Genomic DNA, 26,279 nt, shown 5'->3' on the forward strand with positions numbered 1-26,279 from the left:
CACCCCATGGCTGCCAGGATGGGCCGCTCCCCGTCCACCCGGAGCCTCCCATGGCACTGCGCGCTTTCGGCCTCAACTGCACCCTCAAATCCTCGCCCGGCGAATCTTCCACGCAGAAGATGCTGGACCTGCTGCTGCAGGCCCTGGGCAAACACGATGTGACCTCGACCAGCACCCGCGTCGCCGATCACGACGTGAAGCCGGGCGTCAGCGTGGATGAAGGCGACGGCGATGCCTGGCCCGGCCTGCGCGGCAAGGTGATGGAGGCCGACATCGTCGTGCTCGCCACGCCCATCTGGCTGGGGCAGCCTTCCAGCGTCGTCAAGCGCGTGCTGGAACGCATGAATGCCTTCCTCGGTGAAGGCGACGACCGCGGCCGCTTCCCGACCTTCGGCAAGGTGGCCGTGGTCGGCGTGGTCGGCAACGAGGACGGCGCCCACCACGTCACCGCCGAGCTCTACCAGGCGCTGGCCGATGTCGGCTTCACCATTCCCGCGTCAGGCGGCGCCTACTGGGTGGGCGAAGCGATGCAGAAAACCGATTTCAAGGACCTGCCGGAGGTGCCGGAAAAGGTCACGCAAAGCGTGGAGATGGCGGCGAGCAATGCCGCGCACCTGGCGCGGCTACTGAAGGCGGAGTGCTATCCCGGCGTCGGATGACGCATTCGTGCGGCGGGCACGCTAGTGGGCGAAGGGTCGCCGGTACACCGCGGCGCTGATGCACGAAAACAGGCTGACCAAGAACCAGCCGAACGGGAACAGCGTTAACGTCAGCAGCCAGGTCACGCCACCGGCGATGCAACCGGCGACGAACCACAGGACCGCCGAAACCACGCGCCCCTGCACCAGCTGGCCGAGACCGGGGATAAAGAGACTGCAGATGGCGGCGATGACGTTGCCGGTGGAACCTTGTCCGCTCATCACTGGTACTCCGTTCGGATCTGGGGAAAGGGGCGCAAGCCGCGGAATCCGCGCTCATGGACAGGGACGCCTGCCAGGCGCGAAGTGTGACTGTGGCAGTCAGGACATCGGCAGCTTCAGGCCCTGCTCTTTCGCGCACCGCTTCGCGATCTCGTAGCCGGCGTCGGCATGGCGCATCACGCCGGTACCGGGGTCGTTCCACAGCACCCGCGCCAGCCGGCGGTCCGCCGCCTCGCTGCCGTCGCAGACGATGACCACGCCGCTGTGCTGCGAATACCCCATGCCGACGCCGCCGCCGTGGTGCAGGCTGACCCAGGTCGCGCCGCCGGCCACGTTCAGCATGGCGTTGAGCAGCGGCCAGTCGCTGACGGCGTCGCTGCCATCCTGCATCGCCTCGGTTTCGCGGTTGGGCGAGGCCACGCTGCCGCTGTCCAGGTGGTCGCGGCCGATCACCACCGGCGCCTTCAGCTCGCCGTTGCGGACCATCTCGTTGAAGGCCAGGCCCAGGCGGTGGCGCTGGCCCAGGCCGACCCAGCAGATGCGTGCCGGCAGGCCCTGGAATTCGATGCGCTCGCGCGCCATGTCCAGCCAGTTGTGCAGGTGCTCATCATCGGGGATCAGCTCCTTGACCTTGGCATCGGTTTTGTAGATGTCTTCCGGGTCTCCGGACAGCGCCACCCAGCGGAACGGGCCGACCCCACGACAGAACAGCGGGCGCACGTAGGCCGGCACGAAGCCCGGGAAGTCGAAGGCGTTCGCGCAGCCCTCGTCCTTCGCCATCTGGCGGATGTTGTTGCCGTAGTCGACCGTCGGGATGCCCTGGGCGTGGAAGGCCAGCATCGCCTCCACGTGCACGCGCATGGATTGCTTGGCGGCGTCACGCACCTTCTCCGGGTTCGCCTCCTGCTCCGCCAGCCACTGCTCCACCGTCCAGCCGACCGGCAGGTAGCCGTGCACCGGATCATGCGCGCTGGTCTGGTCGGTGACGCAGTCCGGGCGCACGCCGCGCTTCACCAGCTCGGGCAGGATCTCGGCAGCGTTGCCCAGCAGTGCGATCGACTTCGCCTCGCCGGAGGCCGTGTACTTCGCGATCCGCGCCAGTGCGTCGTCGATGCCGCTCGCCTGCTCGTCGACGTAGCGCGTGCGCAGGCGGAAATCGATGCTCGCCTGGCGACACTCGATGGTCAGCGAACTGGCGCCGGCCAGCGACGCCGCCAGCGGCTGCGCGCCGCCCATGCCGCCCAGGCCCGCCGTCAGGATCCAGCGGCCCTTGAGGCTGCCTCCGTAGTGCTGGCGCCCCATCTCCACGAAGGTTTCGTAGGTGCCCTGCACGATGCCCTGGCTGCCGATGTAGATCCACGAGCCGGCAGTCATCTGCCCGTACATCATCAGGCCCTTGCGATCGAGCTCGTTGAAGTGCTCCCAGTTGGCCCAGGCCGGCACCAGGTTGGAGTTGGCGATCAGCACCCGCGGCGCATCGGCATGCGTCGGGAAGATGCCGACCGGCTTGCCGGACTGCACCAGCAGGGTCTCGTCGTCGCCCAGGTTGCGCAGCGATTCCAGGATCGCGTCATAGCTCTCCCAGTCGCGCGCGGCGCGGCCGATGCCGCCGTACACCACGAGGTCCTCCGGCCGCTCGGCCACGTCCGGATCCAGGTTGTTCTGGATCATCCGGTACGGCGCTTCGGTCAGCCACGAGCGGCAGCTGAGCGCCGTGCCGCGCGGCGCGCGGACGGTGCGGGAAGGATCGTGGCGCGTGGACATCGGCGGCTCCGGGGTGGACTGGACGCCGGATTATCGCATCGCCCGGAAAGAAGACGCCCGGCACGGAGCCGGGCGCCGCGGAAGCCAACGCTGGGCTTCCAAACCGAGGACGCCCGGCGCGTGCCGGGCGTCCGGATGTCGCGTGCGTGAACCTCAGCGCAGCGAAGGATCCAGCCGACGCAGGGCATCCTGCAGGTCGACCGATCCGGAGCGCTCGATATCCTCGCGGGTGTACACACGGCCGCCCGCGGCCACGCATTCCTTCTGGTCGGACTTCGATCGCGCGTTGCGCGCCGCGGTGATCCGCGAGCCGGTCTGCTCGATGCAGAAGCGGTCGTCGACCTTGCGGGCGTCCTTGGCCCGCGAACGCGCGGCCTCTTCGGGCTCGTCCTGGGCGTGGACGACGACGGGCACCGCGGCAACAGCCATCGCGGCGAACGCGGCGGTGAGGAAGACAATCTTCATGGGGCACCTCGACTTGCTGGGAACGCAGCCTGCAACGATACGCCGCGTGCCGGGGCGCGCCCACGCCCGGGCGCACCCGTGTTCACGGCGTCGTCAGGCTTGTGGACATCGTCGGCACCCCGGCCGGCGGCAACAGCCGCGCGCGGTAGCGGCCGTCCGCGTAGTAGCGGATCTTGCTGCAGCGGACCGGATGCGCGAGGCCTTCACAGAACAGGATCTCGCGCTCCGGACCCATCGCCTTGAGTTCCTGGGGCAGCATCAGCGCGCGCCGCTCATCGCTCTCGCTGCGGCTGACGTCGCGGCGGCGGCGGCCGCGCGTCAGGTTGCGGCGGCGCAGCGTGGTGTAGCCGAGCATCTCGGAATAGTCGTTGGCATCCTGTTGTTCGCGCGGCGCGAACACCACCTGCATGGCGTGGTTGGTGACGATCGCGCGCGCCACGTCCTTGCCATAGACCGCGTCGAGCTGCGCCATGCTCTGCACCACCGGCAGCAGGCGCAGGTTGTAGCCGGCCATGTAGGCCATGGCGGTGGCGATGATGTCGACGCGCCCGAGCGCCGTGAACTCGTCCATCAGCAGCAGGCAGGGGTGGCGCAGCGCGGGATCGTCCTGCGGCAGGGTCCGCGTGTTGAGGTTGACCAGCTGGCTGAAGAACAGGTTGAGCAGCGGGCGCGCCTCGGCCAGGCGATGCGGCTGCACGCCGACGTAGATCGTCATCGGCCGGCGCCGCAGGTCGTCCAGCAGGAAGTCGTTGCCGCTGGTCGCGGCGTCCAGCACCGGGTCGATCCAGGGATTGAGTGGTTCGCGGAAGCTGCCGAGGATCGAGGCGAAGGTTTCGTCGGCCTGCGACAGCAGGTTGCCGAAGGCGCGCCGCGCGTGCCCGCCCAGGAACGGCCGCGCAGCCAGGTCCTGCAGGTGCTGCCGCGCAGGCACGCCCTCCGCCGAGGACAGCCGGAACACGTGGCCGATGGTCGGGAACAGCTGCAGCGCCTCCGGCACGCCATCGCGCCGCTGCGCCTCGTAGTGGTCGAAAAGATACAGCGCGAACGCCATGAACGCGCTGCGCGCCTGACTGGTCCAGAACTTCTGCTCGGCCCCGGCATCGGGGTACAACAGGTTGGCGATGCCCTGCAGGTCGGACACGCGCTGCGCGGCTTCGGTCGAGGCGTACGACAGCGGATTCCAGCGATGCGTCCGGCGGTCCTCGGCGAACGGATTGAACAGGTACACGGCCTGCCCCTGCGCCGCGCGCCAGCCGCTGGTAAGCGCGAAGTTCTCCTGCTTGATGTCGAGCACCACCACCGAGCCGCGGTAGTCCAGCAGGTTCGGCACCACCACGCCGACGCCCTTGCCCGAACGCGTGGGCGCCGCCAGCAGCACCGACTGCTGCCCGTCCAGGCGCAGCAGGCGCCCGAACCGGCGGCCGACGACGATGCCGTGGCCGGACCGGGTGAACAGGCCACGACGCGCGAGTTCGAAGGCATTGGCGAAGCGCGCCCGGCCATACGTCGACCGTCGCGACGGCCGCAGCAGCAGGAACAGCGGACCGCCCGCCAGCAGGAGCGGCAGGCCCATGCCGAGCCCGCCCGCGAGGTGGATCCGGCCGGCATGCGGCGCCACCCTTGGGTGGTCGATGGCGCGCAGGTAGCGGAAGTAGGTATCCCACCCGGCGCCCGCACCGCCGGTGCCCAGCAGCTGCAGCACCAGCACACCCGAAAGCCACACACCGGCGGCCAATGCCGCGCACAGGCACGCGAGTGCCAGCGTCATCCTGATCCTGTCCATGTCACCTTCCGTGGTGTCGCCGAACCTGGCTGACGAAAGCTTAGCGTAAGCTCGATGCCAGGTCCCCTGCCGAGGAGTCGCAGCGATGGAGTGGCCCGGATTCCGCGAAGACGGCAGCCTGGCGCTACCGCTTGATCCGCTGCCGCTGCTGCCGACCGGCTCGCCGCTGCGCCTGCGCCTGGACGGCCATGTGCTCGAACGCAAGCGCGAACTGCACATGACCTTGCTGGGCCGCGACGCCGGCGCTGCGCTGCGCACCAGCATGGGGGAGGCGCGCATCCGCGCGCTGTTCGAATCCCTCCACTGGCGCCCCCGCGGTACCGGGCGCTACGCCCTCTTGCACAAGACCAAGGACGAATGGAACGGCCCGCTGAAGGCCTGGTCGCTGATCGAGCACCTGCAGGCGCCCGCCTTCGCCGCGTTCCGGCACGAGCTGGCGCAGGCCAGCTCCAACACCCTGGACTGCGGTGTTCCCCATGTCACCCTGTACGTGGCCGGTGATCCCCATGGCATCGGACTGCCCGACATCGGCAGCTACCGGGCCTGCTTCGTGCGCGAGGTCGCCGCATCCGAGGTCAGGTGACCTTCTTGTAGATGGTCATGCCCAGGACGAACAGGATCACGGCGATGATGATCGCCGCGAAGAACAGGAACTTGGCGATGCCCATGGCCGCGCCCGCCGCACCGCCGAAGCCGAGCGCGCCGGCGATGAGGCCGATGACGGCGAAAATGATGGCCCACTTGATCATGTCTTGCTCCGTCCGCCCGCGGATGGGGGGCTTGCGACGAGGCTAGGCAAGGCGTGGTGTGACCACCGTGAAGCCGCTCACTCCTGCGCTTCGGCCGCCTCCCGTCCCTGCTGGCGGATCAGCGCTTCCTCGCGCGCGTCGTTGATGGCGTCGCGCACGCCGTCGATGTCGGGCACCGATTCGTCATGGACGAACACGCCGGTGAGTTCGCTGTCGGGCCGCAGCTCGCCGGCCTCGAACAGCGCCCACATCTCCTCGCCATACCAGGTGTCGAGGAGCTCGGGTGCGAACGCGCCCAGGCTTGCGGTGAGGTTGTTGACGTCGCGCAGCAGCATCGCGCGCGCCGCGTTGTTGCCGGCTGCGTCCACCACTTGGGGGAAGTCGATGATCACCGGGCCGTCGGGCGCCACCAGCACGTTGTACTCCGACAGGTCGCCATGGATCAGGCCCGCGCAGAGCATCTTCACCACCTGGCGCACCAGGAAGCGGTGATAGCCGCGGGCCTGGTCAGGCGACAGCTCCACCTCGCCCAGTCGCGGCGCGGAATGGCCGTCGGCGTCGACCACCAGCTCCATCACCAGCACGCCGTGGAAGTAGCCGTGCGGCTCGGGCACGCGCACGCCGGCATCGCGCAGCGTGTACAGCGCATCGACCTCGGTGTTCTTCCACTCCGCTTCCTGCTGCCTGCGGCCGTATTTCGTGGCCTTGCCGATCGCGCGCGCCTCGCGGCTGCCGCGAACCTTGCGCCCCTCCTGGTATTGCACGCGCTGCTGGAAGCTGCGGTGCGCCATGTCCTTGTAGACCTTCGCGCAGCGGACGTCGTCGCCGGAGCGGACCACGTACACCGCGGCCTCCTTGCCGCTTTTCAGCGGCCGCATCACTTCGTCGATCACGCCGTCGTCGATCAGCGCTTGCAGGCCACCCGGGGTCTTCATGACGCGCAGGAATCTCGTTTGAATGACCGCGCAGTCAATCATGCGCGGGGCCCGGGCGCCACTCCGACGCGGCCGGCCAGGCCATGATCGGCGGTGCCGACAGGCCCGCTGCAGCCCCTTCCCGCGCGGCAAGGTACCCTTCCGCCCTCTCTCCGGCCCGTGGTTCCGATGCCCGAACACGCCTTCCGCGCATCCGCGCGCCAGCGCCGCCCCTGGCTGACACGCACCGGCAGGTCGCTGCTGGCCGTGGCCATGGCCGCGGCCATGGGCTGGGGCGCCCTCCTGCTGGTCTATCAGCTGCCGGGGCCCGGGATATTGCGTGGCATCGTGATCGCCGCCTGGTCGCTGCTCGGAATCGCGGCCATCGCCTCGCTCGCGGGCCGGCGCCTGCGCCCCGCCCGCGGCCTGCTGCTGGCGGCGTTCGCCCTGGGACTGGCGGGGCTACTCGCCTGGTGGGCAAGCCTCGCGCCCTCCCGCGATCGCGACTGGGCCGATGACGTCGCGCGGCTGCTCGAAGCCGAGGTGCATGGCAATACTGTGGTGCTGCACAACGTGCGCAATTTCGAATGGCGCACCGAAGAGGACTACACGCCGCACTGGGAAACGCGGCGCTACGACCTCGCTGGTCTGGCCAGCGCGGACCTGGTGATGTCGTACTGGATGGGACCGCACATTGCCCACACCCTGGTCTCTTTCGGCTTCGAGGACGGCAGCCGGGTGGTGTTCTCGCTGGAAATACGCAAGGAGCGCCACGAATCGTTCTCCGCGCTGGGCGGCTTCTTCCGCAGGTTCGAGCAGGTGCTGGTGGCCGCCGACGAGCGCGATATCGTGCGCACGCGCAGCAACGCACGCGGCGAGGATGTGTACCTGTATCGGCTGGACGTGCCGCGCGAAGCGCTGCGCTCGATGTTCCTCGGCTATGTCGCCAAGGCGGATGAACTGCAGCGTCGCCCCGCCTTCTACAATTCGCTGACCAGCAACTGCACGACCATCATTTTCGAGATCGCACGCCACATCGCCCCGGGACTTCCCATGGACTATCGCCTGCTGCTGTCGGGACACTTCGCCCGCTACGTCCACGACCAGGGGGCGCTGGTGCCTGGCCATGACTTCGCCGAGCTGGAGGCGCGTGGGTACATCAACCCGCGTGCGCTGCGCGTGCCGGCGGATGCGCCGGATGCGCAGGCGTTCTCGCGGGCCATCCGGCAGCAGGTGCCCGGCGTCACGGCGGCGGAGTTGGCGCAATGACCGCCGTGCAGGCCTCGACCACCATGACAGGGCGCGCGCACGGTGCGGCCCGCGCGCTCGCATTGGCCGGCTGCCTACTGCTGCTGGGCGGCTGCGCGATCCTGAAGGAGTTCGCGCCGCGCGTGGAGGCCGAGCAGCTGGGCCCGGGCGAGTACATCGCCCTCAAGCGCAGCGACATCCTCACCACCGATGAACTCAGCCCGGCCAGCCAGGCGACCCTTCGCGTGGCCGGGCTCGACGACAACGCCTGCCTGGAGCCGCCCGCGCCCGCCTGCATGGCCGCGCTGGCACAGGTGCAGGGCCTGACCGACGAGCGCCGCCTGGCGTCGCTGGCCGAACTCTGGACGCAGCAGGCCATCGCGCTGACGCCGGCGGGCCAGGTGCCCGCCGCCGACGCCCAGATCGACGCCTGGCTGGAAGCCGCGCGCCACGCCTACGCCTACCTGTTCTTCAGCGAGCGTGCTCCCGGCGAGCGCGCGTTCGAGGATCGCCAGACCCAGGTGCGCGACTACTACAACTACGCCGTGCAGCAGGCGGCGTCGGGCCTGTTCGAGCGCTGGCAGGTATTGCCCGAGGACAATGCCGCGACAGACGGTGCCGCAGGCAGCCGCACCGCCACCGATGCGGGACGTCGCGCTGACGTTGATGCCGGCCCCGCGCTGTCGATCGCCGGCTGGACGATCAGGACCGACATGTCCGGCATGCGCATGCCCGAAGGGGTGGATCTGCCAAGGGAGCTGGTGCCCGCGTCGTCGATTTCCTTCGCAGGGCTGCACAGCATCTACAGGCGTGACGGCTTTGGCGCCGAGGTGGTCGCGGTGATGGGTGACGATCCGGTGACCTCCGCGGCCGCGCAACCACTGTCCACCGAACCGGCCTCCGGCGAGCGCAGGCGCGGCGACCGACCCGACCATCGGCGCAACGACCGGCCACGTCCTTTCAGCGAGATGCCCTCGCCGACGCTGACCCTGCTGATCCGCTTCCCGGGGGACGATCTTGCGAGCGTGCTGTCGACGCGCGAACTGCTCATCAGCGGCCACGATCCATACGTCGAAGACGCGATCGACCTGCACGGCCTGCGCGTCCCCCTTTCAGCCAACTACAGCGCCGGCTACGGCCTGTGGCTGGCCCGCTCCGGCTTCAACAGGCAGTCGCTGCAGACCCTGTTCGGCCGTGAACAGGGCATCACCCGTCCGCATCTCTATCTGATGCAGCCCTACGACCCCGACCGCCGGATCCTGCTGATGATCCACGGCCTGGCAAGCAGCCCCGAGGCCTGGGTGAACGTTGCCAACGAGGTGCTCGGCGACGACGTGCTGCGCCGCGAATTCCAGATCTGGCAGGTCTACTACCCCACCAACATGCCGCTGGTCCTCAACCAGTCCGCGATCCGCCGCATCATCACCGACGCGATGCGGCACTTCGATCCCGAAGGCAGCGCGCGCGCCTCGCATGGCACGGTATTGATCGGTCACAGCATGGGCGGCGTGCTGTCGCGGCTGCTGGTGTCATCCGCCGACGACCAGCTGTGGACGTGGGTGCACGAGAACTACGAGCTGGATGATGGCCGCATGGAGCGCATCGGCCCGAGACTGGACAGGATGCTGCGCTTCGAACCGCTGCCGAGCGTGGGGCGCGTGGTGTTCATCGCCTCTCCGCATCGCGGCACGAAGGTGGCCGGGAACCGGCTGGGGCGCCTACTCGGGAAGCTGGTCCGGCTGCCGCTGACGGTGCTGGAGGAGATGGGCGAACTCCTGGTCGGGGACGACGGAACGGCGGAGCCGATCGCACTGCCCAACAGCATCGAAAACCTCAGTGAAAACGACCCCTTCGTCCGCGCCGCCGCCGACCTGCCGATATCGCCCGGGGTGCGGTACCACAGCATCATCGCGCAGGCCGACCCGGCCGTGCCGCTCGAGGCGTCCGATGACGGACTGGTGCCCTACCCCAGCGCGCACCTGCCCGGCGCGCTGTCGGAGAAAGTGATCATTGGCGGGCACAGCATCCAGGAATCCGCGCCTGCGATCCTGGAGATCAGGCGGATCCTGCATCGGGATATCAGCGAAATTGCCGGCGCGCGGGATGCCGGCGGCGACTGAGCCCGCCTTTGACATCAGGCCGTTCCGTCGCCTTGCAACGGACACGAAAAACCCGGCGCAATGGCCGGGTTTCGTTCCTTCGTCACTTAATCCCGTTAACAGGGGTCTTAAGTGGTGGGCGGTGAGGGTTTCGAACCCCCGACCCCTACCATGTCAAGGTAATGCTCTACCACTGAGCTAACCGCCCGAAGGGACGGGAATTCTAGCCGCTGCCCCGGCCCACGGCAAGCCCGGGCGCATCCGCCCCGTGGGGGCGCCATGCCCCCGACCGGGACTGTCGGCGGGACCGATCGCGGCCATGGCCGCTCCCACGCGACGCTCGGCTATGCCGCGTAGTTCATGCATGTCCAGCCCTAGCGGACGGCCAGCATGGCCTCCTTGAGCTGGTGGATCCGGTCCCGGACGGCGGCGGCCTCCTCGAACTCGAGGTCGCGGGCGTGCTGGTACATCTGCTGCTCCAGCGCCTTGAGCCGGGCCGCGGCCTTGGCCGGATCCAGCCTGGCGTAGTCGTCCGCCGCCTCGGCCACCTTGCGGACGCCCTTGCCACGGCTCCCACGGGCCTCCGAGGCCTCGCTGCGCGCGCCCTCCATGATGTCCATGATCGGCCGCGCCACCGAACGCGGGGTGATGCCGTGCTCGGTGTTGTATTCGACCTGCCTGGCGCGGCGGCGGTCGGTTTCCTCGATCGCGCGCTTCATCGAATCGGTGACCTTGTCGGCGTACAGGATCGCCTTGCCGCGCAGGTTGCGCGCCGCGCGGCCGATGGTCTGGATCAGCGAGCCGGTGGAGCGCAGGAAACCCTCCTTGTCGGCGTCCAGGATCGCCACCAGCGACACCTCGGGCATGTCCAGGCCCTCGCGCAGCAGGTTGATGCCGACCAGCACGTCGAACTTGCCCAGGCGCAGGTCGCGGATGATCTCCACCCGCTCAACCGTGTCGATGTCGGAGTGCAGGTAGCGCACGCGCACGTCGTGCTCGCCGAGGTATTCGGTGAGGTTCTCGGCCATGCGCTTGGTGAGCGTGGTGATCAGCACGCGATCGCCCATCTTCACCCGCTGGTTGATCTCGCCCAGCACGTCGTCGACCTGGGTCGCGACCGGCCGGATCTCGACCTCGGGATCGATCAGGCCGGTGGGGCGCACGACCAGCTCCACGATCTCGTCGCCCGAATGCTCGAGTTCATACTTTCCGGGCGTGGCCGAAACGAAGATCTTGCGCGGCGCGCGCTCCTCCCACTCTTCGAAGCGCAGTGGCCGGTTGTCCAGCGCCGATGGCAGGCGGAAGCCGAATTCCACCAATGTTTCCTTGCGCGCGCGATCGCCGCGGTACATCCCACCGATCTGCGGCACGGTCACGTGCGACTCGTCCACCACCAGCAGCGCGTCGGGCGGCAGGTAGTCGAACAGCGTCGGCGGCGGCGCGCCGGGCTCGCGCCGCGTCATGTGCCTGGAATAGTTCTCGATGCCGTTGCAGAAGCCGACCTCGGCCATCATCTCGATGTCGAAGCGCGTGCGCTGCTCCAGGCGCTGCGCCTCGACCAGCTTGTTGTTCGCGTACAGGTATTCCAGCCGCTCCTTGAGCTCGACCTTGATGGTCTCGATGGCGTTGAGCACGCTCTCGCGGGTACTGGCGTAGTGGGTCTTCGGATACACGGTGAAGCGCGGCACCTTGCGCTGCACCTCGCCCGTCAGCGGGTCGAACAGCGCCAGGTTGTCGACCTCCCCGTCGAACAGCTCGATGCGCAGCGCTTCGGCCTCCGATTCCGCGGGGTGCACGTCGATCACCTCGCCGCGCACGCGATAGGTGCCGCGGCGGAGTTCGGTGTCATTGCGCGTGTACTGCAGCTCGGTGAGGTGGCGGATCAGCGCGCGCTGCTCGATGCGCTCGCCGCGGGCGAGGATCAGGCGCAGCTTGAGATAGTCCTCCGGATCTCCCAGGCCGTAGATCGCCGACACCGTGGCCACGATCAGCGCGTCCGGCCGCGACAGAAGCGCCTTGGTCGCCGACAGCCGCATCTGTTCGATGTGCTCGTTCATCGCGCTGTCCTTGTCGATGAACGTATCGGACGACGGGATGTAGGCCTCGGGCTGGTAATAATCGTAGTAGCTGACGAAGTACTCGACCGCATTGTGCGGAAAGAAGGACTTGAACTCGCCGTAGAGCTGCGCCGCCAGGGTCTTGTTGGGCGCCATCACGATGGTCGGCTTCTGCACCGCCTCGACCACGTTGGCGATGGTGTAGGTCTTGCCCGACCCGGTCACGCCGAGCAGGGTCTGCTGGGCAAGGCCGTTCTCGAAGCCCTGGATCAGGCGCGCGATGGCCTGGGGCTGGTCACCGGCGGGCTGGTAGGGGGAGACGAGCTGGAAAGGCGTGTGTGCGGCTGCTCTCATCCGGCCATTGTAGGTGGGCGGCGCGAACGGTCCGCGAACGCGGGCTGACGCGCCGGCGCGGTTCCACCTGCGCCTGCGCGGACGCCTTCCTCCGCGCTTTCCCGACGCCGGCCGGCGCTGGGCGCCGACAGCCGTGGCCGGGCGTACGGCCTAGCGTGGGTCCCCCAGACAGACATGACCGGCAAGGAGGCTGGACATGCCCAGGCACCATTCGCGCGGGTTCACCCTGATCGAGGCGATGGTGGTGGTGGCCATCGCCGCCATCACCCTCACCATCGGCCTGCCGGCATTCAGCAGCACGCTGGAGCGCCAGCGCCTGGCGACCAGCCTGCATCTGCTCACCGCCGACATGGCCACCGCACGCAGCAGCGCGATCATGCGCCGCGAGCAGATCGTGGTCTGTCCTGGCCGCGCGGACACCGGCTGCGCTGGTGACCAGGACTGGAGCCGTGGCTGGCTGGTGTTCCGGGATCCGGATGGCAACCGCCAACCGGACGTCCCGGGCGACATCCTGCGTGCGACCGACGCCCCCGCTGGCGGCGCGGAACGGCTCCGCCTCACCTCCACGCGCCCCTGGCTGCGCTACCAGGCCAACGGCATGGCCGCCCACAGCAACCTGAGCGTGAACGCCTGCGCCCGCGGACTGCTGCGCGGAAAGGTGGTGGTGAATCGCCTGGGGAGGGTGCGCAGCGAGCGGATACGGCAGGAAACGGGGTGTCCCTGAGCAGGGTTCGGTGTTTCCCTCCTTGACCCGGCCGGAACAAGCACTAAAATGTGCGTCCCCGCCCGAATAGCTCAGCTGGTTAGAGCACTTGACTGTTAATCAGGGGGTCGTTGGTTCGAGTCCAACTTCGGGCGCCAAGAATTCAAGGGCTTGTGGAGCAATCCGCAGGCCCTTTTTCTTTGTCTGGCCCACCCGGCCGGTTCCGGCTACCCGCTACAGCCAGTCGCGTGCTCGTGCCAGCACCAGCGAACCTCCGCCGAACAGCAGCATGCCGCCGACGGCGAGCAGGAAGCCGGCGTCACCGGATCCGAAAAAGTCCGCCTTGAAGTTCATGCCCAGTATCCCGGCCACCGTGGCCAGCAGTCCGGTGATCACGGTGACGAAGGTGAGCACGCGCATCGAGCTGTCGGTGCGCAGCGCGGTCTGGCTGGTGAAAAGTTCGAAGCTGCCGACGACCAGGTCGCGGGCGTTTTCCACGATGTCCATGGCGCGCTCGAATCGCGTGTCCAGCGCTGCGAAGTGCCGCTCGGCCTCCGGCCGGTCGTCATGGCGGAAGTCCGGACGCGACAGCGCGCCGAACACCGCCCGGTGGGGCGCCAGCATCTTCCGCAGCAGCGACGCCGACTTCCTCAGGCGCCGGAGTTCGGGCAGGCAGGACTTTGCGTTCTCGGCAAGGATGTCCTCCTCCAATTCGTCGAGACCGGCCTCGAACGCGCTCACCGCGTCGAAATAGGTGGACAGCTGCCAGTCCAGCAGCGCAGCGACGAAGCTGTCCGCGCCCAGCCTGCCGATGTGCGACGCCACCGCTTCGCGGCTCATGAGGTCGTCGATGAAACCGATAGGGCCGTCATGCACGCTGATCACGATGTTGTCGCCCGCGACGAGCGTCAGCGGTGCACCCTGCGCGCCGTCGAGGTCATCGTCGACAACTGCGATCGCGCAGACCAGGAAGTGTTCACCGAACCGCTCAAGCCTGGGCGCGGGCTCGGCATCGAGACTGTCGAGAGCAGCCTTTGGCAGTCGGCATTCCGCCCACACCTGCCGCAGCGTGGACTCGTCCGCGCGCAGTACGTCGACCCACAGCATGGCGTCGGCGTTCTCGCCGGGACAGGCCGATCCGAGTGCGTTGCAAGCCACTTCGCGAACGGATGCGTCCGGGAGGAACAATCTCGCGCGACATGGTTCCTGCGGCGTTGTCCCGCTCACTACAGGCCCCGGCGCGCGACGGCCGGCACCAGGGGCTCGAAGCAGGTGCTGCAGTGTCGCTCTCTTCCGGAAGTGCGCGTCGGGTCCATCGAATTTCTCGTGCCGGCAATACCCGGGGATTTCATGGTTTTCCACGCGAACACGACGTGAACCCGTGAAGAAACCAACGTCCGGAAGGCGCGCAAAAAAAGGGAGTCTCGTTACGAGACTCCCGTCAGCTCACATCGGTGCGATCAGCGACGCGGTTCCTGGTCGCGCGGCTGGCCTTCGCGGCCCTGCTGCCCCTGTCCCTGCTGATCCTGCTTGCCTTGTTGCCCCTGCTGGCCCTGTCCCTGCTGATCCTGCTTGCCCTGCTGTCCCTGCTGGCCTTGGCCCTGCTGCTGGCCGCCCTGCTGCTGGCCGCCCTGCTGATTACGCTGGTCCTGGTTACCCATGATCTTGACTCCATGCCGGCCGATGCCGGTGAATCGATCATCCGCGCTCCATCGTCAATCCGATGTCGACAATTCGTTCGACGGAAATCACATTGATGACTCCGCCAGGCAGTCGCCTGAATGCGCATTTCGCGAAGGCGCGCACGCGCTCACGTCGAAAGCCAAGCGCTTTGAGGTTTCACGTTGCGTATCCCGGCGCACGATAACTTCGCCATACGCAGGAGATACGACATGCCCAGACGACCCGAAGATGCACAAGACGCGCGCAGCAGTGTTCCAACCGCTGCCGATGCCGAGCCGGAGACCCATCCGGACGCGGCCCGGGATCTCGACCAAGACCAGGACCACAGCGGCTACGCGGAGCGTGGCCCGGGGCGCGGCGACCATGCCGGCCGCGCCGCAGGCGAACGCATAGACCGGCACTCGCCCGCCGAACAAGAAGCTTCGGACCGCAGCCGATGGCGCAGGGACGACCGCGATGAGCGCAGCGAACGCTGGAGCGGCAATGAAGGGCCGGACAAGAACGATGCAGGCGACTAAACTGATGACGCACTTGCACCACTGATGCGTTGCCCTACCGGGGATCGGGCAACGCCTGGCCGTCCAGGCCCACCAGCGACCATTTTCCCCACTGGTCATCCACACCCGCACCGCTGGTGCGGCCCACTCCGGCATCGCCCGAATAGCGATACAGCGGCTCGCCACCATAGGTCACATGGATGCGGCCTTCGCGCTCAAGGGTGCCGATCCGCGCCGACTCCACTCCTGCGGCTCCCGTGGGCTGCACGTCGTGCGCCATGACCGGCGGCCAGACCTCCTCGCAGACCGCGTCGCATTTGCTGCCATCGGTATTGCCGGCCAGCACATAGACCGCACTGCCAGCGCCATCCACCAGGTGCGAGGACGGCGAGCCGGACATCGCCAATGTCGCATTCTCGTTGCCGGCGCCCGCCTGCATCCCGGAGCCCTGGATCGGCGCAGGTGTGCCGGTGGGACGGCCCTGCTCCGCGGGCAGCGACTCCTGCGGCATGCGTCCGTCCTCCGCCTGGCTTCGCGCCTCGCCCGCATCGGTGCGCATGTCGCTGCGATCGTTGCAGCCCGCGAGGGCCAGGGCGCCGACGCACAACGCAAACATCATCGTATGGCGACTCATGGCGTGCCTCCGAAGGGGTAGGCGTCGACACTAGAACGCGGTCCGTACGAGGTGCGTGAACAGGCCCCTGCGGCCCTCAGGCCACCTTGACATCGCCCCCGCTACCTTGGCCCCATTCAAGGAGGGGTCCATGGCCGGAAACAGCAGCATGGCGCGCGGCGCGCAGGTCTTGCGGTTCGTGTTGAAGCATCGCGGTGCCGGCCTGTTCGGCGGTGCCGACGTGGACATCGCCGATCTGGACGCAGAGGTGGTGCCCTCCAAGGACGAGGCCACCGGACCGGAGGCATTCGTCGACGACCTTGAGGGCCTGGGGCCGACATTCATCAAGATCGGCCAGTCGCTTTCAACCCGTCCGGACATGGTGCCTGCGCCGTATCTCGTCGCACTGGAACGCATGCAGGACGACGTCCTGCCGGTACCCGCTGCCGCGATCCGCGAGCTGATCGAGGCCGAACTGGGCGTGCGTCTGGGCAAGCTCTTCCGCGAGTTCGACGACGTGCCGCTGGGCTCCGCCTCGCTGGCGCAGGTGCACCGTGCCGTGCTCAACGACGGCCGCGAGGTCGCTGTGAAAGTGCAGCGACCGGGCGTGGACCTCGACATCCGCTCCGACCTCGACACCCTTGCCGGCATTGCGCGCCGCGCCGACGCCAGCACCCGCATCGGCCGCCGCCTGCGCTTCTCCGACTGGGTCGACGAATTCCGCAAGACCCTGCTGGCCGAACTCGACTACCACCTTGAAGCCGACAACCTCGAACGGTTCCGCGAACGCCTGGCCGACTACCCGGAACTGCTGGTGCCCGCCCCGCTGCGCGACCTGAGCACCCGCCGCGTGCTGACCATGGAACTGATTCGCGGCACCAAGGTCACCGCACTCAGCGGCCTTCGCCGTACCGAGCACGATTACGCAGCGCTCACCGCCGCACTGATGCGCGGCTATCTTGACCAGGTCTTCGTGCACGGCGAGATCCACGCCGACCCGCACCCCGGCAACATGCTGGTGACGGAAGACGAGCGGCTCGCGATCTTCGACCTCGGCATGGTCGCGCACGTACCGCCGAGGCAGCGCGAGCATCTTCTGAAGCTGCTGTTCTCGGCGATCGACGGGCGCGGTGAAGAGGTGGCGGACGAGACCATCGTGATGTCGATCCGGCTCGAAGACTTCGACGAAGTCCGCTACGTGCGCGAGGTGAGTCATCTGGTTGCGCGCTATGCCGCACATGGCAGCTCGCAGGCGCTGTCGGAAGGCCGCTTGATGATGGAGCTGGCGCGACTGAGCGTGGCTTGCGGACTGCGCTCTCCTCCCGAACTTCACATGCTGGGCAAGACCCTGCTGAACCTGGAAGGCGTGTGCAATGCGCTGACGCCGGAACTTGACGTCAAGCGCGTGGTGGAGGGCCACCTACAGGCGCTGATGCAGCAGCGCGTGCGGCAGGCGTTCTCGCCGGCGCGGCTGGCCGGCGACGCGATCGAATTGCAGAACCTGCTGCAGGAAGCGCCACGCAAGCTTTCTACGATCCTGTCACTGGTATCCGAGAACAAGCTGCAGGTTCGTATGGTGGGGCTGCAGGAGTCCCGTCTGACGGAGAACTTGCAGAAAATCGCAAACCGCGTGGCGGCAGGCGTCATCGTTGCTGCGCTGATCCTGGCCAGCGCAATGCTGATGCGGGGTGACGTGGCCGGACCAACGCTTTTCGGCTATCCGGCGGTGGCGATGGCCATGTTCCTGCTGGCTTCCGCGCTGGGGTTCGGAATTGTGCTGAGCGTGCTCTTAAGTGACCGGCGACCGAAGGTACGGGACGAGAGCGGCCCACGTCCCTAGCATGGGTGCACCTCCGGCCTTTCCACCCAGGCACGTCAACTCATGGGGCAACCGTTCCAAACGCACATTGGGTCTCGGTGCCCTTTTCGTGCCAGCGCGTGCCTGCTTGATTGATGGTCAACACCCCACAGCGATCTTCTTCCTGCGCGGAGCCCGCCAATGGCGTGGCAGTCGCCTCGAAGGTTGACCCATCCTCGGCAACCTCCACGGACAGCGCGTAGTACGCCGTGCCCGTTGCCGGGGATGAGGTGCTCGCAAGCACGAATCCGTCATAGGTGTTGTTGACGGTCCTGTAGCGCTCCGCCAACTGCCCGACCTCGACCAGATCGCCCTTAGCTTGCCCTCGCCGACCCTTCCGCACTGCCTCGTGATAAGAAGGCAACGCGATCGCCGCAAGGATGGCAACCACGGCCACCACCACCATCAGCTCGATCAGAGTGAAGCCGCGCTGCCCGCGTGGCAGGACAAGCGCTGCTTCCCTGCATCCCACCAGATGTTGCTTCGACATAGCACCTGTCACCTCAATTGACGCCAGGACTGCCGACCGCAAGGCCGGGGCAGGACGAACGCACCTGGGTAGATCACAACCTCGCACTGCTCGAACGTCGCGCAACTCGCGCCAGTACAGGTGGGATCGACCTTGCGCACAGGGTTGATCGCAACCGCGGATGTAGCCGTCACAGGCGGCTGGGTCGCAGGCGCGCCGGAAGCGCTTTGCTCTCCGATCGCCACTGCACCACATGCGCCGCCGGTGCATGCAGGCTCGTCACTTCCCAGCAGTTTGACGTCTGAAAGCGCACCCGCGCCCGACAACAGATCTAGGCCATAGACGAAATTCACTCCGCCCGGGCTGCAGCTGTCGTCGAGTGGCGTATAGGAGGTGAGGAATACCCGTCCACTCTGGATTCGCGGCGTCGCGATGAACCTCTCACCACGCGCATCAATGCTGACCCCACCGTCCGAACTTGTTTCGAGGGCCAGATCGAGATACCAGCCACGTCGTGCATTCGCGCCGTAATAGGCGACCACGTTGCGTGACAGGTTGCGATATGTCTGGCCCTCTGCGGTCGCCTGACTCGTGATCGATTGCTTGCCCAGCGAGTCACGACCACCGTTGTCCCCCACGGAGGCAACGGGGCTGCCTTCGGCGTATGTAGCTCCGAAGTAGGTTCCGTTGTCGTGGATTCCATACAGCGACTGCAACTGCGGATTCTCCGGAACCGTGTTGTCGGGCTGGTACTGATAGCGCCCGGTACCAAAGAACACCATGACACCAGCGCCAGGCCCGGCTGAAACGCGGATTCCGCCCGTGATGGGCTGCCGCTCCCCATCCACCTCGGCGGTGAACAGCGGCTCACCGCTGAAGGCCACCTTCCAGGCGGTCGTGTTGGAACCGGACAGGTTGAACTTCCACAGGTTGCCCTGCAAATCCGCGCCATAGACCGTGTCCACCCGACCATCGCCGTTCTTGTCGATCGCGGTAATCTGGCCTAGCCCATTGAACGGCTGCTCCCTCCGGGCGCAGATGAACGTCGTCTCACAAATCCAGTCCGTTACGGAAGTGGATTCGCTGGCCTGCGCACCGTCGTCGGCCGTGATCTTCTTGATCAGGTTACCGGTGAACGCGTCGAGGATATACAGGGACGGGTCGCTTCGATTCCCGCCAAAGCCATTACCGAAGAGAACACCCCAGCTCCCGTTCTCGAGCGGAACAATAAGCGGCTTGCCTTGCAGGTAGCCGATATCCTGATCCACCTTGTCATTGCGCTCCCAAAGCACATGGGATGCCGCGAAGTTGCCGGGGTCGCTGACGTCGAGCATGAAGATCGACCGTCCGCCGGCACCGGTGGTGCCTGCAAGCAACGTCTTCCAGACGGTCCCATCTCTGGCATCGCTGATGGCGAGCTGACCATCCACGTAATAGTGGTGGTTGAAGTGATCATCCGGCAATGCAAGGTCGCCCAATTTATTGCCCAGGCCTCCCGGAGAGTTCAGTAGTCCGTTAGGAATGAACGCGAACTCTTCCTGTCCGGCACCCGGTGCCGCGCAGGTCCGGTTGAGCTGGCTCGGGCAAGGCTCGGTCCCTGCATCGAACGCGTGCAACATGCCATCGTTCGCACCGAAGTAAACATGCGTGTTGTCAGCCGTCCGCTTGGCGGTCAAGAAGGTTTCATAGCCCGAGAACATGCTGTTCGAATGCATCGCATAGCCGAAGTTCGACCGGGGCGAGCTGATGATCGGTTCGGAGTTGATGATGCTTCCCAGCACGGAACTGCGTTCGCGAAGAGTTCCGCCCTGCCCGTGCTCGTTCTCCTTGGACCCTGCGATGTACTCGATGAAGTCTGCTGATGAATAGTTGCCTCCGAACCGGGAGGCGACGTTCAGCGGATTGATGCCGAGCATGCGAAGCTTCGCGTCCTCGTCTCCAGGCAGGGCGCTGAACTCGGACTTCTGGATGCTTCCCGCCACCCCTGACCCGATGGTGTGGATGGTGTAGATCGAGCGCGAGCCGTAAGCCGGGATACCGCCCGCCGCGTTCCACAATGCCGGAGTGTCGAGCGTGGCGTCTGTGTTGACGCCATACGCGGTGATGTTGCCGGTCCAATCCTTGCCATTGCGATCGCGCCGGAACGTGGGCTGCAAGGTGAAGGAAGCCCCACCGCCACCGACACGAGCGCCGCTCATGTTCTGGCTGCCCGGATCAAGACCCGTGTCCTCAGCCAGGTCGAACGCCTTCGACAGCTGCGCGCGCATATTCAGCGGATTGGTGACCAGGAAGTAGTTCTCCGGCTCAGCGGCCGCGGCGGGCTCGAGCTTGGGCGTGCCGTATTTCGCCGCGTACCAGAGCGGGTCCCTGAGCCGTTCACCCACACCGGCGCTTCCGGGTTCGAACACTCGCGTCGAGTTGAAGTCGAGTCCGGCATTGCAAGGTGACGAGCCTGTCTGGCCAATGCACCCTCCGGCCCAGACGCCCGAAGGGGTGTTCAGCGCATAAGCGGATGAGCTCTTGTTAGTGTTGTCCCTGTCACGCACCTCCAGGTAGACACCATCCTTGGTGGTTCCCGAGATCACGTAGCCGATGTTCTGGTTCGCGCTACCCGCTGCATATTCGGAATCCAGATTGACCGTGACGGTGCCGTTGGAATTGGCGGTGATCGTGTAGCGCACGATCGCGTCCATGTCGTGGTCGTTGCCCTGTTCGACATCTTCGTAATTGATGCGGAACACGGCGTGGGGACGACCCCCGTTCTCGCTGATATTGATCGCACCGCCTGGGAAGTTGACGATCTCTTCAACAAAGAAGTCGACGATCGTATTGACGGGCTTTCTAGTTTCACCGCCGAACGTACCGCTCACGGTCATCGCGAACGGAAGCAGCTCCACGGTCCTGCCATCCACCGGAATCTCCATGCGCGGCAGAGGCGAAGCCAAAGCAACCGCGAAGGTCGTCATGTTCGGATAATCGGACAGTGGATTCAGGTTGTTCCATGCCGCATAGCGGGCGACAGAGGCCGCATAGTAGGTGCCGCCCTTGGTCGGCTCTTCCGGCGACAGGCCGCGGATGTTGCCGAAGCTCGAGGCCGCCTTGGCCGTCGGCACGCCATCGGTGACCCCATTAACGTCGCCGATGAACACGTTGCGCGTTCCGCCGAGTTCGTTGTTCCAGATCTCCTGTCCGAGATTGGCTGCGTTGAAACCAGGGAGCGCGCTATCGCTTGCAACGGTGGCGAACGCGCTACCCGGGAGGTCGCCGTCGTAGCTGGGATTGATGTCGCTGATGACAGTCATCACCGGACGCGAACACGCGGGATAGCCGCCGCCAGCAGGGCTCGCGCGATAGGGGTCGACCCACGTGGGGGTCGCAAGTCCAAGTCGCGTATCTTCAGCCTGCCCTTGGGTACTGCCTCCACTTGAAAAGGCCGACGTAGGTGAGGCAGCGCCCGCAAAATAGCGCACGCCCTCGAACATCATCTCCGCGATAGGATTGCCCCACATCCGGCATTCGCCGTTGTCGATCATCCTGTGGCCCTGGGACTCGCAATTGCCGCCGAGCCCACCCTCCGAGTAGTTCCAGCCCCAGTTCTTGCTGTGGCCGATATTGTCACCGCCGCCGTTGTAGGCACCGCCGATCATCCTCAGCCGATCGATACTACGGACGATGCCGTTGACGCTCGTCCACTGCCCGGTAGTCGCGTTCACTTCAAGGGCGAAGTTCTCGATGTTGCGGCGCAGGACGCCGCCTTGCAGGTTGTTGGCCTGGCTGCCGGTGATCAGGCCGAAGTACATCCTCTGCCGCTCGCCGTAGTCATGCAGGATGCCCGTGGGCTTATGGCTGCCGCCCGGATAGGTCCTGCAGACGGAGTCACGGTGCGCATCATTGGCCGGACAGGCCTCCACGCGCACGAATTTGTCGGCGTCGAACGAGGCCCCGCCGGTGCTGAGCGTATAAGTCTTGCGCGTCAGGTTCCTCAGCCCGGCATCGTTGCCCGCGGCGGCGGGAGCAACGCCCCAACTATTACCGGGGAAGTTACCGCCGTTATTGGCTTGCCGCATGCGAAGTTCATAGTTGTCGTCGCCACCACCCTCCTCGTGGCGGAAGACGATCCGGTACGTACGCCCGCCGACCAGATTGACCTCGGCACTGGAATGCGTATCGCAACCCCCGCAATTGCCGTGGCCATTGTACCAACCCGCCTCCGCCACGACTGTTGTGCCGTCCAGCAACTTAAAGTCCACGGCGTCGTCACCATCGACCGCGAACTGGAATTTACGGCTGTCGGGGACGTAGAGTTCCCCCTCGATCACGGTCATGTGGTTGTCGTTCTGGCCCGCACCGCTGCAGTTCGCACCGCAGTCGATCTGCGCTGGATTCCCCGACGAAATCAAAAACTCTGGCCGTGCCCAGTTAACTTCAAGCGCGTCGAACGCAGCACGGTTTGCTGGATGTCCCGGGTGCGCACTCCCGCCAGTACCGACGCCGCAGCTTCCGTTGTTGAAGCAGGAGTCGTTGGCGACTGGCCCTTCCTTCGCAACCCATTCCCACACCCGTGCCGTGGTGTTTCGCAGGACCCTGAACCGCGGAGCCTCGTAAGCCGGATAGGTGGCCAGGTTTCCGGAACGCGTTGTGACCGCGAACAAGTGGTAGCGATTAGCCGGTGGCAAGGGCAACGGCGTGTAGTCGCGAATGTCGTACCCATCGCGGTCGACGCTCGCGTACTCCTTGCCCCAACTGTGGGCATCCTGGGGAAAGAATGCGCCCTGCAGCACCGTCTTGTTCTCGGTATCGAGGGAGCGGTAGCCGCCATACAGCACTCGCCGCAAAGCATCCATGCGCGACATGGTGGCGTAGTTCAGGAAATCACCGCTCCAGTTGCCCGAGCACCTCTTGTTGGTGGTGCGACCACCGGTTGGCTGGAACTCGGTGCCGTTCCACATGTAGCAAAGATACGAGTCGAAGTAGCCGTAGTAGTCGATCTTGTAGGCCGAACTTCCGTCGGTCGGCGCCGGCGACTTCAACTCCCAGCCACGGTAGCCGACGTCCACCACGCCGTCACCGTCGAGATCCGACGCGTCGTTATAGGCCTCGTAGTAGATCTTGTGGTCCTTGCCCATGACCAGCATGTTCAGCGGCGGCACGGAGTCACGCATGTAAAGCGGCACCTGCGCCGGCACGGGGCTGTCGGCGGCCAGGAAGGTCGGATCCGATTTCACGACAAGAGTTGCCGCAAGACCAACCACCGCGAGTGATCCCACGGCCCCGATCCTCTTCAAGGTTTTGCGCTTCATGCTCGTCGCCTTCTTGGTGTCGCTCACGGGATGAACACGGTGTCCACCACCGCCTCGGATGTCGACAACAGCGCGCGATCCTTCGCGAATGCCGTTACCTGGTAGATCTGGTCGGTACGCTCCGCCTCGTCGCTGGGATAGTCCATGCCACCCCAGGAGAAGCAAAGGTCAAGCCGGCGCACGTACGCGCTGGAACCCGTCCATCCCGTCGCGTCGTGCGTGGAGACACAGTCGGTTGGCGGAACGTTCGTGGCGGGGAGGAGCTGAGCTTCCACATCCGACTTGAGGTCAGCCTCTTGGCTTCGCGCCACGCCTTCCGCGTTCTGGAACGCCAGGTTGACCGCTTGGTAATTGGCGGCCATCCGCTCCTGCTGGCCCGCAACCTGCATTGCCACGATGCCGATCAGCGTCAGCAGGATCAGCATGATGAGTGCCACGTAGAGCACCGCGCCGGATTGTCCTTTTCGGGACTGGTTGATCATGCTCAAGTACCTGCTCAGTTGCCGAAAAGCCGATTTCGAAGCGCGATCGAATCTTCATAGACGCTTCGATAGAACGTGTCGTCGGGCGGTGTAATGGTCAGACCCAGCATCGAAAGAGGAGGGGTGACGTCCGACGCCTGGCGCTGGCCGGCGGCCGCCGGTTCGGTGCTCCTCGCAAGAAGGCCGATCTGGGCCATGCCCACCCGTCGCCATGCCTCTTCAGACGTCGCCCCGACGAGCGCGTTGGCAGTGGTGGCGGTACCGATATTGCCCGACGGCCTTTGCGACCCGGTAAAACTGTCCTGCCCGAAACGCAGTTGCATGGACTCGATCCCCTCTACCAGTTCTTCGTTGATGCTGGTCAGTCCGCCGGTAGCATTGACCGAATAGCGCAGGCGATAGAGAGAGGGGACGTCCTGGGGATTGAGTCCGACGTAGTACACCAGGCTGTCGGCGCGATAGAGCATCGCCTGGCCGGTCGCTACTGGCAGCGTGGCCAACGATGACAAGTTGCCGTTGCCGCCAGCCACTTGAATTTCTCCTGCGGCGAGACTGGTGTAGTCACCCTTGAACACCGCCGCGCCCATGCAATCGGCAATCGCGAAGAGGCGCGGATCGGGAACGCCTTCCGTCAGGCGCCCCGAGTGCGATGCCGTGAATCGCACCGTGGCCGGGTCCCCGGGCGTGAAGCTCGTGATTTGGGCCCCGCTTGCGGTGAAAGTCCGGAGCACGAGAATGTCGCTGCCAGGCACCGGCTTGTTGAGCGACGAGAAAAGCGTAGCCGGCAGCGCCGGGGACCATTCGCTGCTGTTCTCCGCTTCCTCCGGAACCGCAGGCAGCACCAAGGTGCCGCCTGTGTTGGTCCCATTTGCCTCATACGCCTCTATCGGCATGTCGAAACGCAGCGCGTGCGAGAGGCCGGCGGGTGAGTAGTTCCCTGCGCTCTGATCGGCGGGACTCAAGAACGTCGAAACCAGGGCGGGCCTGGAAGGAGTGACGTTCTCGGGTAGAAAGCGCGCCTGGTCGTTCACGCAGCCGGCATGACCCGCCATCCGCATGTCGCGCTGCAGGAAATCGATCGCGAAACGCCCGTTCTCCTGCGAGCGCGCGAGCCCCGAAGAGAGCTGGTACGCCGTGCGAGAAGCCGAGAACACCTCGACCAGGCCCAGGATCAGCAATGTACCTATCCCGAGTGCGATCATGAGTTCGATCAGGGTGACGCCTGCTTGCTGTCGGCAAGAAGTCATAGCACGGTCTCCAACACGATCTCGGCACCACCAGCGAGCGACGGCAGGTTGTCCTCGGACCAGCTGAGCTCCACCCTCACGGCGGAGTTGTTGATCGTGATCGAACCTTCGGCCTCCGGACCCAGCGCCTCGCGCACCTCGCACTTCCAGCGCGCCAGGTTTCCGCTCGCGGTCAACGCGTCGTCTCGCGCGCAGCCACCAATGGTGACCACGCCATCGAAACCGCCTTCGCCCACCGCATAGGCGGCCAGTTCGCTGCGGTTTGTCCGCATGGTGTCAAGGATCGAGCTGGCGAGGTTGATGGCTTTGGTGCGCTGCTCCGCGCTCTTGGTGTAACGCAGGTTCATGGTCTGCAACAGCGCCAGTCCCAGCAGCCCCACGGCCAGGATCACGAGAGCGATGAGTACCTCGATCATCGAGAAGCCGCGCTGGGCGCGTTTGCCACGCCGGATGATTCCCAACCCCGTCATGGGCAGTTCCCCTTCAGCGTCTTGGCTTGGCCCGCAAGCGTGATCTCCACGTTGCGCACAAGTTGAGCGGTCGCGGGACAGTTGCTGGGCGTCAACGTCCATGAAAGGGGCGTACTACCTGCGAGTGGCCGTCCGCGAGTATCGAAGCCAAGTTGCGTCAATGCGACGTTCGATGTGTTCCTGAGGTCGACCGTGATGTCCGCCTTGCCTTCAACATGACGGACCACGAGGTCGTCCGCATCAAACGCCCCGCTGGTGCCTCCATCCAAGTCCTGCCAGACGATCCAGCCATCGGACCATCCACCTGAGCAACTGGTGCCGTCCTCGCTCGCGCAGATACCGGCACCCCGGACGCTGCGCATGGCTTCTGAGCGCGTAAGCGAGATGCTGGCGATGAGTTCATTATTGGTCGTTGCCATTCGGTTGGAACGGAGCGACGACTGAAAACTGGGAAAGCCGATGGCGACCAGAATCGCCACTATGGCAATCGTCACCAACAGCTCAACCAGCGTAACGCCCCTGCAGCGCTTGCTCACGACATATCCTCCCCTAGGCCTGAACAGCCTACCCCGAGACCTTTCGCCCGCAACAGCGGACAGACGAG

At 66.0% G+C, this 26,279-nt stretch carries 23 protein-coding genes and 2 tRNA genes; 8 read left to right on the forward strand and 17 right to left on the reverse strand.

Annotation, left to right across the window (positions count from 1 at the left end):
* The first annotated feature begins 50 nt into the window (after window positions 1–50).
* The gene (locus WCE39_RS01815; protein WP_343275011.1) at window positions 51–659 is read left to right on the forward strand and encodes a flavodoxin family protein; all 609 of its coding nucleotides are present in this window, start codon (window positions 51–53) and stop codon (window positions 657–659) included.
* Between the two features lie 21 nt (window positions 660–680).
* Here the strand turns inward: WCE39_RS01815 and WCE39_RS01820 are convergent, their stop codons facing one another.
* The 4 genes from WCE39_RS01820 to WCE39_RS01835 form a co-directional block, all read right to left on the reverse strand.
* Window positions 681–920, reverse strand: a complete 240-nt coding sequence (locus WCE39_RS01820) for a hypothetical protein (RefSeq protein WP_343275012.1) — start codon at window positions 918–920, stop codon at window positions 681–683.
* Between the two features lie 99 nt (window positions 921–1,019).
* Window positions 1,020–2,684: a urocanate hydratase gene (hutU, locus tag WCE39_RS01825; RefSeq protein ID WP_343275013.1), complete on the reverse strand. Its 1,665-nt coding sequence runs from the start codon at window positions 2,682–2,684 to the stop codon at window positions 1,020–1,022.
* Window positions 2,685–2,837: 153 nt separating this feature from the next.
* Window positions 2,838–3,149, reverse strand: a complete 312-nt coding sequence (locus tag WCE39_RS01830) for a hypothetical protein (RefSeq protein ID WP_343275014.1) — start codon at window positions 3,147–3,149, stop codon at window positions 2,838–2,840.
* Window positions 3,150–3,231: 82 nt separating this feature from the next.
* A complete protein-coding gene (locus tag WCE39_RS01835) occupies window positions 3,232–4,932 on the reverse strand; it encodes a type IV secretory system conjugative DNA transfer family protein (RefSeq protein WP_343275015.1) in 1,701 nt (566 codons plus the stop codon).
* 85 nt (window positions 4,933–5,017) lie between these two features.
* Here WCE39_RS01835 and WCE39_RS01840 point away from each other — a divergent pair, with 85 nt between their 5' ends.
* The gene (locus tag WCE39_RS01840) at window positions 5,018–5,515 is read left to right on the forward strand and encodes a hypothetical protein (protein WP_343275016.1); all 498 of its coding nucleotides are present in this window, start codon (window positions 5,018–5,020) and stop codon (window positions 5,513–5,515) included.
* Here WCE39_RS01840 and WCE39_RS01845 read toward each other — a convergent pair.
* Both WCE39_RS01845 and WCE39_RS01850 read right to left on the reverse strand, forming a co-directional pair.
* Window positions 5,508–5,681: a DUF1328 family protein gene (locus WCE39_RS01845; protein WP_343253768.1), complete on the reverse strand. Its 174-nt coding sequence runs from the start codon at window positions 5,679–5,681 to the stop codon at window positions 5,508–5,510. The genes WCE39_RS01840 and WCE39_RS01845 overlap by 8 nt on opposite strands.
* 77 nt (window positions 5,682–5,758) lie before the next feature.
* Complete coding sequence (locus tag WCE39_RS01850; RefSeq protein WP_343275017.1) at window positions 5,759–6,616, reverse strand: PA4780 family RIO1-like protein kinase; 858 nt, start codon at window positions 6,614–6,616, stop codon at window positions 5,759–5,761.
* Window positions 6,617–6,784: 168 nt separating this feature from the next.
* Between WCE39_RS01850 and WCE39_RS01855 the strand changes: the two genes are divergently transcribed.
* A complete protein-coding gene (locus tag WCE39_RS01855) occupies window positions 6,785–7,864 on the forward strand; it encodes an Lnb N-terminal periplasmic domain-containing protein (protein ID WP_449283944.1) in 1,080 nt (359 codons plus the stop codon).
* On the forward strand, window positions 7,861–9,963 hold the full coding sequence (locus tag WCE39_RS01860) for an esterase/lipase family protein (protein ID WP_343275018.1): 2,103 nt from the start codon (window positions 7,861–7,863) through the stop codon (window positions 9,961–9,963). Before WCE39_RS01855 ends, WCE39_RS01860 begins: the two co-directional genes overlap by 4 nt.
* 112 nt (window positions 9,964–10,075) lie before the next feature.
* Here WCE39_RS01860 and WCE39_RS01865 read toward each other — a convergent pair.
* Window positions 10,076–10,150 (reverse strand) — tRNA-Val (locus tag WCE39_RS01865).
* A 166-nt stretch (window positions 10,151–10,316) separates the two neighbouring features.
* Window positions 10,317–12,353 (reverse strand): excinuclease ABC subunit UvrB, encoded by a 2,037-nt coding sequence (uvrB, locus tag WCE39_RS01870; protein WP_343275019.1) that lies wholly within the window; start codon window positions 12,351–12,353, stop codon window positions 10,317–10,319.
* 196 nt (window positions 12,354–12,549) lie between these two features.
* On the opposite strand from uvrB, the gene WCE39_RS01875 reads away from it, so the two are divergent.
* Both WCE39_RS01875 and WCE39_RS01880 read left to right on the forward strand, forming a co-directional pair.
* Window positions 12,550–13,077, forward strand: a complete 528-nt coding sequence (locus tag WCE39_RS01875) for a GspH/FimT family pseudopilin (protein ID WP_343275020.1) — start codon at window positions 12,550–12,552, stop codon at window positions 13,075–13,077.
* Window positions 13,078–13,137: 60 nt separating this feature from the next.
* Window positions 13,138–13,214: transfer RNA gene (locus tag WCE39_RS01880), tRNA-Asn, on the forward strand.
* Between the two features lie 76 nt (window positions 13,215–13,290).
* On the opposite strand, the gene WCE39_RS01885 is transcribed toward WCE39_RS01880, so the two are convergent.
* Both WCE39_RS01885 and WCE39_RS01890 read right to left on the reverse strand, forming a co-directional pair.
* Window positions 13,291–14,214 carry a magnesium transporter CorA family protein gene (locus WCE39_RS01885; protein ID WP_343275021.1) on the reverse strand — a complete coding sequence of 308 codons (924 nt, stop codon included), beginning with the start codon at window positions 14,212–14,214 and terminating at the stop codon, window positions 13,291–13,293.
* A 302-nt stretch (window positions 14,215–14,516) separates the two neighbouring features.
* Window positions 14,517–14,717, reverse strand: a complete 201-nt coding sequence (locus WCE39_RS01890; protein WP_343275022.1) for a hypothetical protein — start codon at window positions 14,715–14,717, stop codon at window positions 14,517–14,519.
* Window positions 14,718–14,948: 231 nt separating this feature from the next.
* On the opposite strand from WCE39_RS01890, the gene WCE39_RS01895 reads away from it, so the two are divergent.
* Complete coding sequence (locus WCE39_RS01895; protein ID WP_343275023.1) at window positions 14,949–15,257, forward strand: hypothetical protein; 309 nt, start codon at window positions 14,949–14,951, stop codon at window positions 15,255–15,257.
* Between the two features lie 34 nt (window positions 15,258–15,291).
* Here WCE39_RS01895 and WCE39_RS01900 read toward each other — a convergent pair whose 3' ends face one another.
* Window positions 15,292–15,870, reverse strand: a complete 579-nt coding sequence (locus tag WCE39_RS01900; RefSeq protein ID WP_343275024.1) for a COG4315 family predicted lipoprotein — start codon at window positions 15,868–15,870, stop codon at window positions 15,292–15,294.
* Window positions 15,871–16,000: 130 nt separating this feature from the next.
* Between WCE39_RS01900 and WCE39_RS01905 the strand changes: the two genes are divergently transcribed.
* Entirely contained in the window at window positions 16,001–17,689 is a 1,689-nt protein-coding gene (locus WCE39_RS01905; protein WP_343275025.1) for an ABC1 kinase family protein, read from the forward strand.
* A gap of 40 nt (window positions 17,690–17,729) precedes the next feature.
* On the opposite strand, the gene WCE39_RS01910 is transcribed toward WCE39_RS01905, so the two are convergent.
* From WCE39_RS01910 to WCE39_RS01935, 6 genes are read right to left on the reverse strand one after another with little or no spacing between them, the layout of a single operon-like run.
* The gene (locus WCE39_RS01910) at window positions 17,730–18,197 is read right to left on the reverse strand and encodes a type IV pilin protein (protein ID WP_343275026.1); all 468 of its coding nucleotides are present in this window, start codon (window positions 18,195–18,197) and stop codon (window positions 17,730–17,732) included.
* 8 nt (window positions 18,198–18,205) lie between these two features.
* Window positions 18,206–23,503 (reverse strand): PilC/PilY family type IV pilus protein, encoded by a 5,298-nt coding sequence (locus WCE39_RS01915; protein ID WP_343275027.1) that lies wholly within the window; start codon window positions 23,501–23,503, stop codon window positions 18,206–18,208.
* Window positions 23,500–23,958: a pilus assembly PilX family protein gene (locus WCE39_RS01920; RefSeq protein ID WP_343275028.1), complete on the reverse strand. Its 459-nt coding sequence runs from the start codon at window positions 23,956–23,958 to the stop codon at window positions 23,500–23,502. Before WCE39_RS01920 ends, WCE39_RS01915 begins: the two co-directional genes overlap by 4 nt.
* Before the next feature lie 14 nt (window positions 23,959–23,972).
* Complete coding sequence (locus WCE39_RS01925; RefSeq protein WP_343275029.1) at window positions 23,973–25,205, reverse strand: PilW family protein; 1,233 nt, start codon at window positions 25,203–25,205, stop codon at window positions 23,973–23,975.
* Window positions 25,202–25,675, reverse strand: coding sequence for a type IV pilus modification protein PilV (gene pilV / locus WCE39_RS01930; protein WP_343275030.1), 474 nt, complete (start codon window positions 25,673–25,675; stop codon window positions 25,202–25,204). The genes WCE39_RS01925 and pilV overlap by 4 nt, the downstream gene beginning before the upstream one ends.
* Window positions 25,672–26,211, reverse strand: a complete 540-nt coding sequence (locus WCE39_RS01935) for a GspH/FimT family pseudopilin (protein WP_343275031.1) — start codon at window positions 26,209–26,211, stop codon at window positions 25,672–25,674. The genes pilV and WCE39_RS01935 overlap by 4 nt, the downstream gene beginning before the upstream one ends.
* Window positions 26,212–26,279: the final 68 nt, after the last annotated feature.

The organism is Luteimonas yanweni, assembly GCF_039548475.1.
Taxonomy (GTDB): domain Bacteria; phylum Pseudomonadota; class Gammaproteobacteria; order Xanthomonadales; family Xanthomonadaceae; genus Luteimonas.

Coding starts and splice junctions, on each gene's coding strand:
- WCE39_RS01830 (WP_343275014.1), bottom strand. CDS start 3,149: ATGAAGATTGTCTTCCTCACCGCCGCGTTCGCCGCGATGGCTGTTGCC.
- WCE39_RS01925 (WP_343275029.1), bottom strand. CDS start 25,205: ATGACTTCTTGCCGACAGCAAGCAGGCGTCACCCTGATCGAACTCATG.
- WCE39_RS01910 (WP_343275026.1), bottom strand. CDS start 18,197: ATGTCGAAGCAACATCTGGTGGGATGCAGGGAAGCAGCGCTTGTCCTG.
- hutU (WP_343275013.1), bottom strand. CDS start 2,684: ATGTCCACGCGCCACGATCCTTCCCGCACCGTCCGCGCGCCGCGCGGC.
- WCE39_RS01820 (WP_343275012.1), bottom strand. CDS start 920: ATGAGCGGACAAGGTTCCACCGGCAACGTCATCGCCGCCATCTGCAGT.
- WCE39_RS01815 (WP_343275011.1), top strand. CDS start 51: ATGGCACTGCGCGCTTTCGGCCTCAACTGCACCCTCAAATCCTCGCCC.
- WCE39_RS01855 (WP_449283944.1), top strand. CDS start 6,785: ATGCCCGAACACGCCTTCCGCGCATCCGCGCGCCAGCGCCGCCCCTGG.
- WCE39_RS01895 (WP_343275023.1), top strand. CDS start 14,949: ATGCCCAGACGACCCGAAGATGCACAAGACGCGCGCAGCAGTGTTCCA.
- WCE39_RS01875 (WP_343275020.1), top strand. CDS start 12,550: ATGCCCAGGCACCATTCGCGCGGGTTCACCCTGATCGAGGCGATGGTG.
- WCE39_RS01890 (WP_343275022.1), bottom strand. CDS start 14,717: ATGGGTAACCAGGACCAGCGTAATCAGCAGGGCGGCCAGCAGCAGGGC.
- WCE39_RS01850 (WP_343275017.1), bottom strand. CDS start 6,616: ATGAAGACCCCGGGTGGCCTGCAAGCGCTGATCGACGACGGCGTGATC.
- pilV (WP_343275030.1), bottom strand. CDS start 25,675: ATGACGGGGTTGGGAATCATCCGGCGTGGCAAACGCGCCCAGCGCGGC.
- WCE39_RS01905 (WP_343275025.1), top strand. CDS start 16,001: ATGGCCGGAAACAGCAGCATGGCGCGCGGCGCGCAGGTCTTGCGGTTC.
- WCE39_RS01840 (WP_343275016.1), top strand. CDS start 5,018: ATGGAGTGGCCCGGATTCCGCGAAGACGGCAGCCTGGCGCTACCGCTT.
- WCE39_RS01920 (WP_343275028.1), bottom strand. CDS start 23,958: ATGATCAACCAGTCCCGAAAAGGACAATCCGGCGCGGTGCTCTACGTG.
- WCE39_RS01860 (WP_343275018.1), top strand. CDS start 7,861: ATGACCGCCGTGCAGGCCTCGACCACCATGACAGGGCGCGCGCACGGT.
- WCE39_RS01835 (WP_343275015.1), bottom strand. CDS start 4,932: ATGGACAGGATCAGGATGACGCTGGCACTCGCGTGCCTGTGCGCGGCA.
- uvrB (WP_343275019.1), bottom strand. CDS start 12,353: ATGAGAGCAGCCGCACACACGCCTTTCCAGCTCGTCTCCCCCTACCAG.
- WCE39_RS01900 (WP_343275024.1), bottom strand. CDS start 15,870: ATGAGTCGCCATACGATGATGTTTGCGTTGTGCGTCGGCGCCCTGGCC.
- WCE39_RS01845 (WP_343253768.1), bottom strand. CDS start 5,681: ATGATCAAGTGGGCCATCATTTTCGCCGTCATCGGCCTCATCGCCGGC.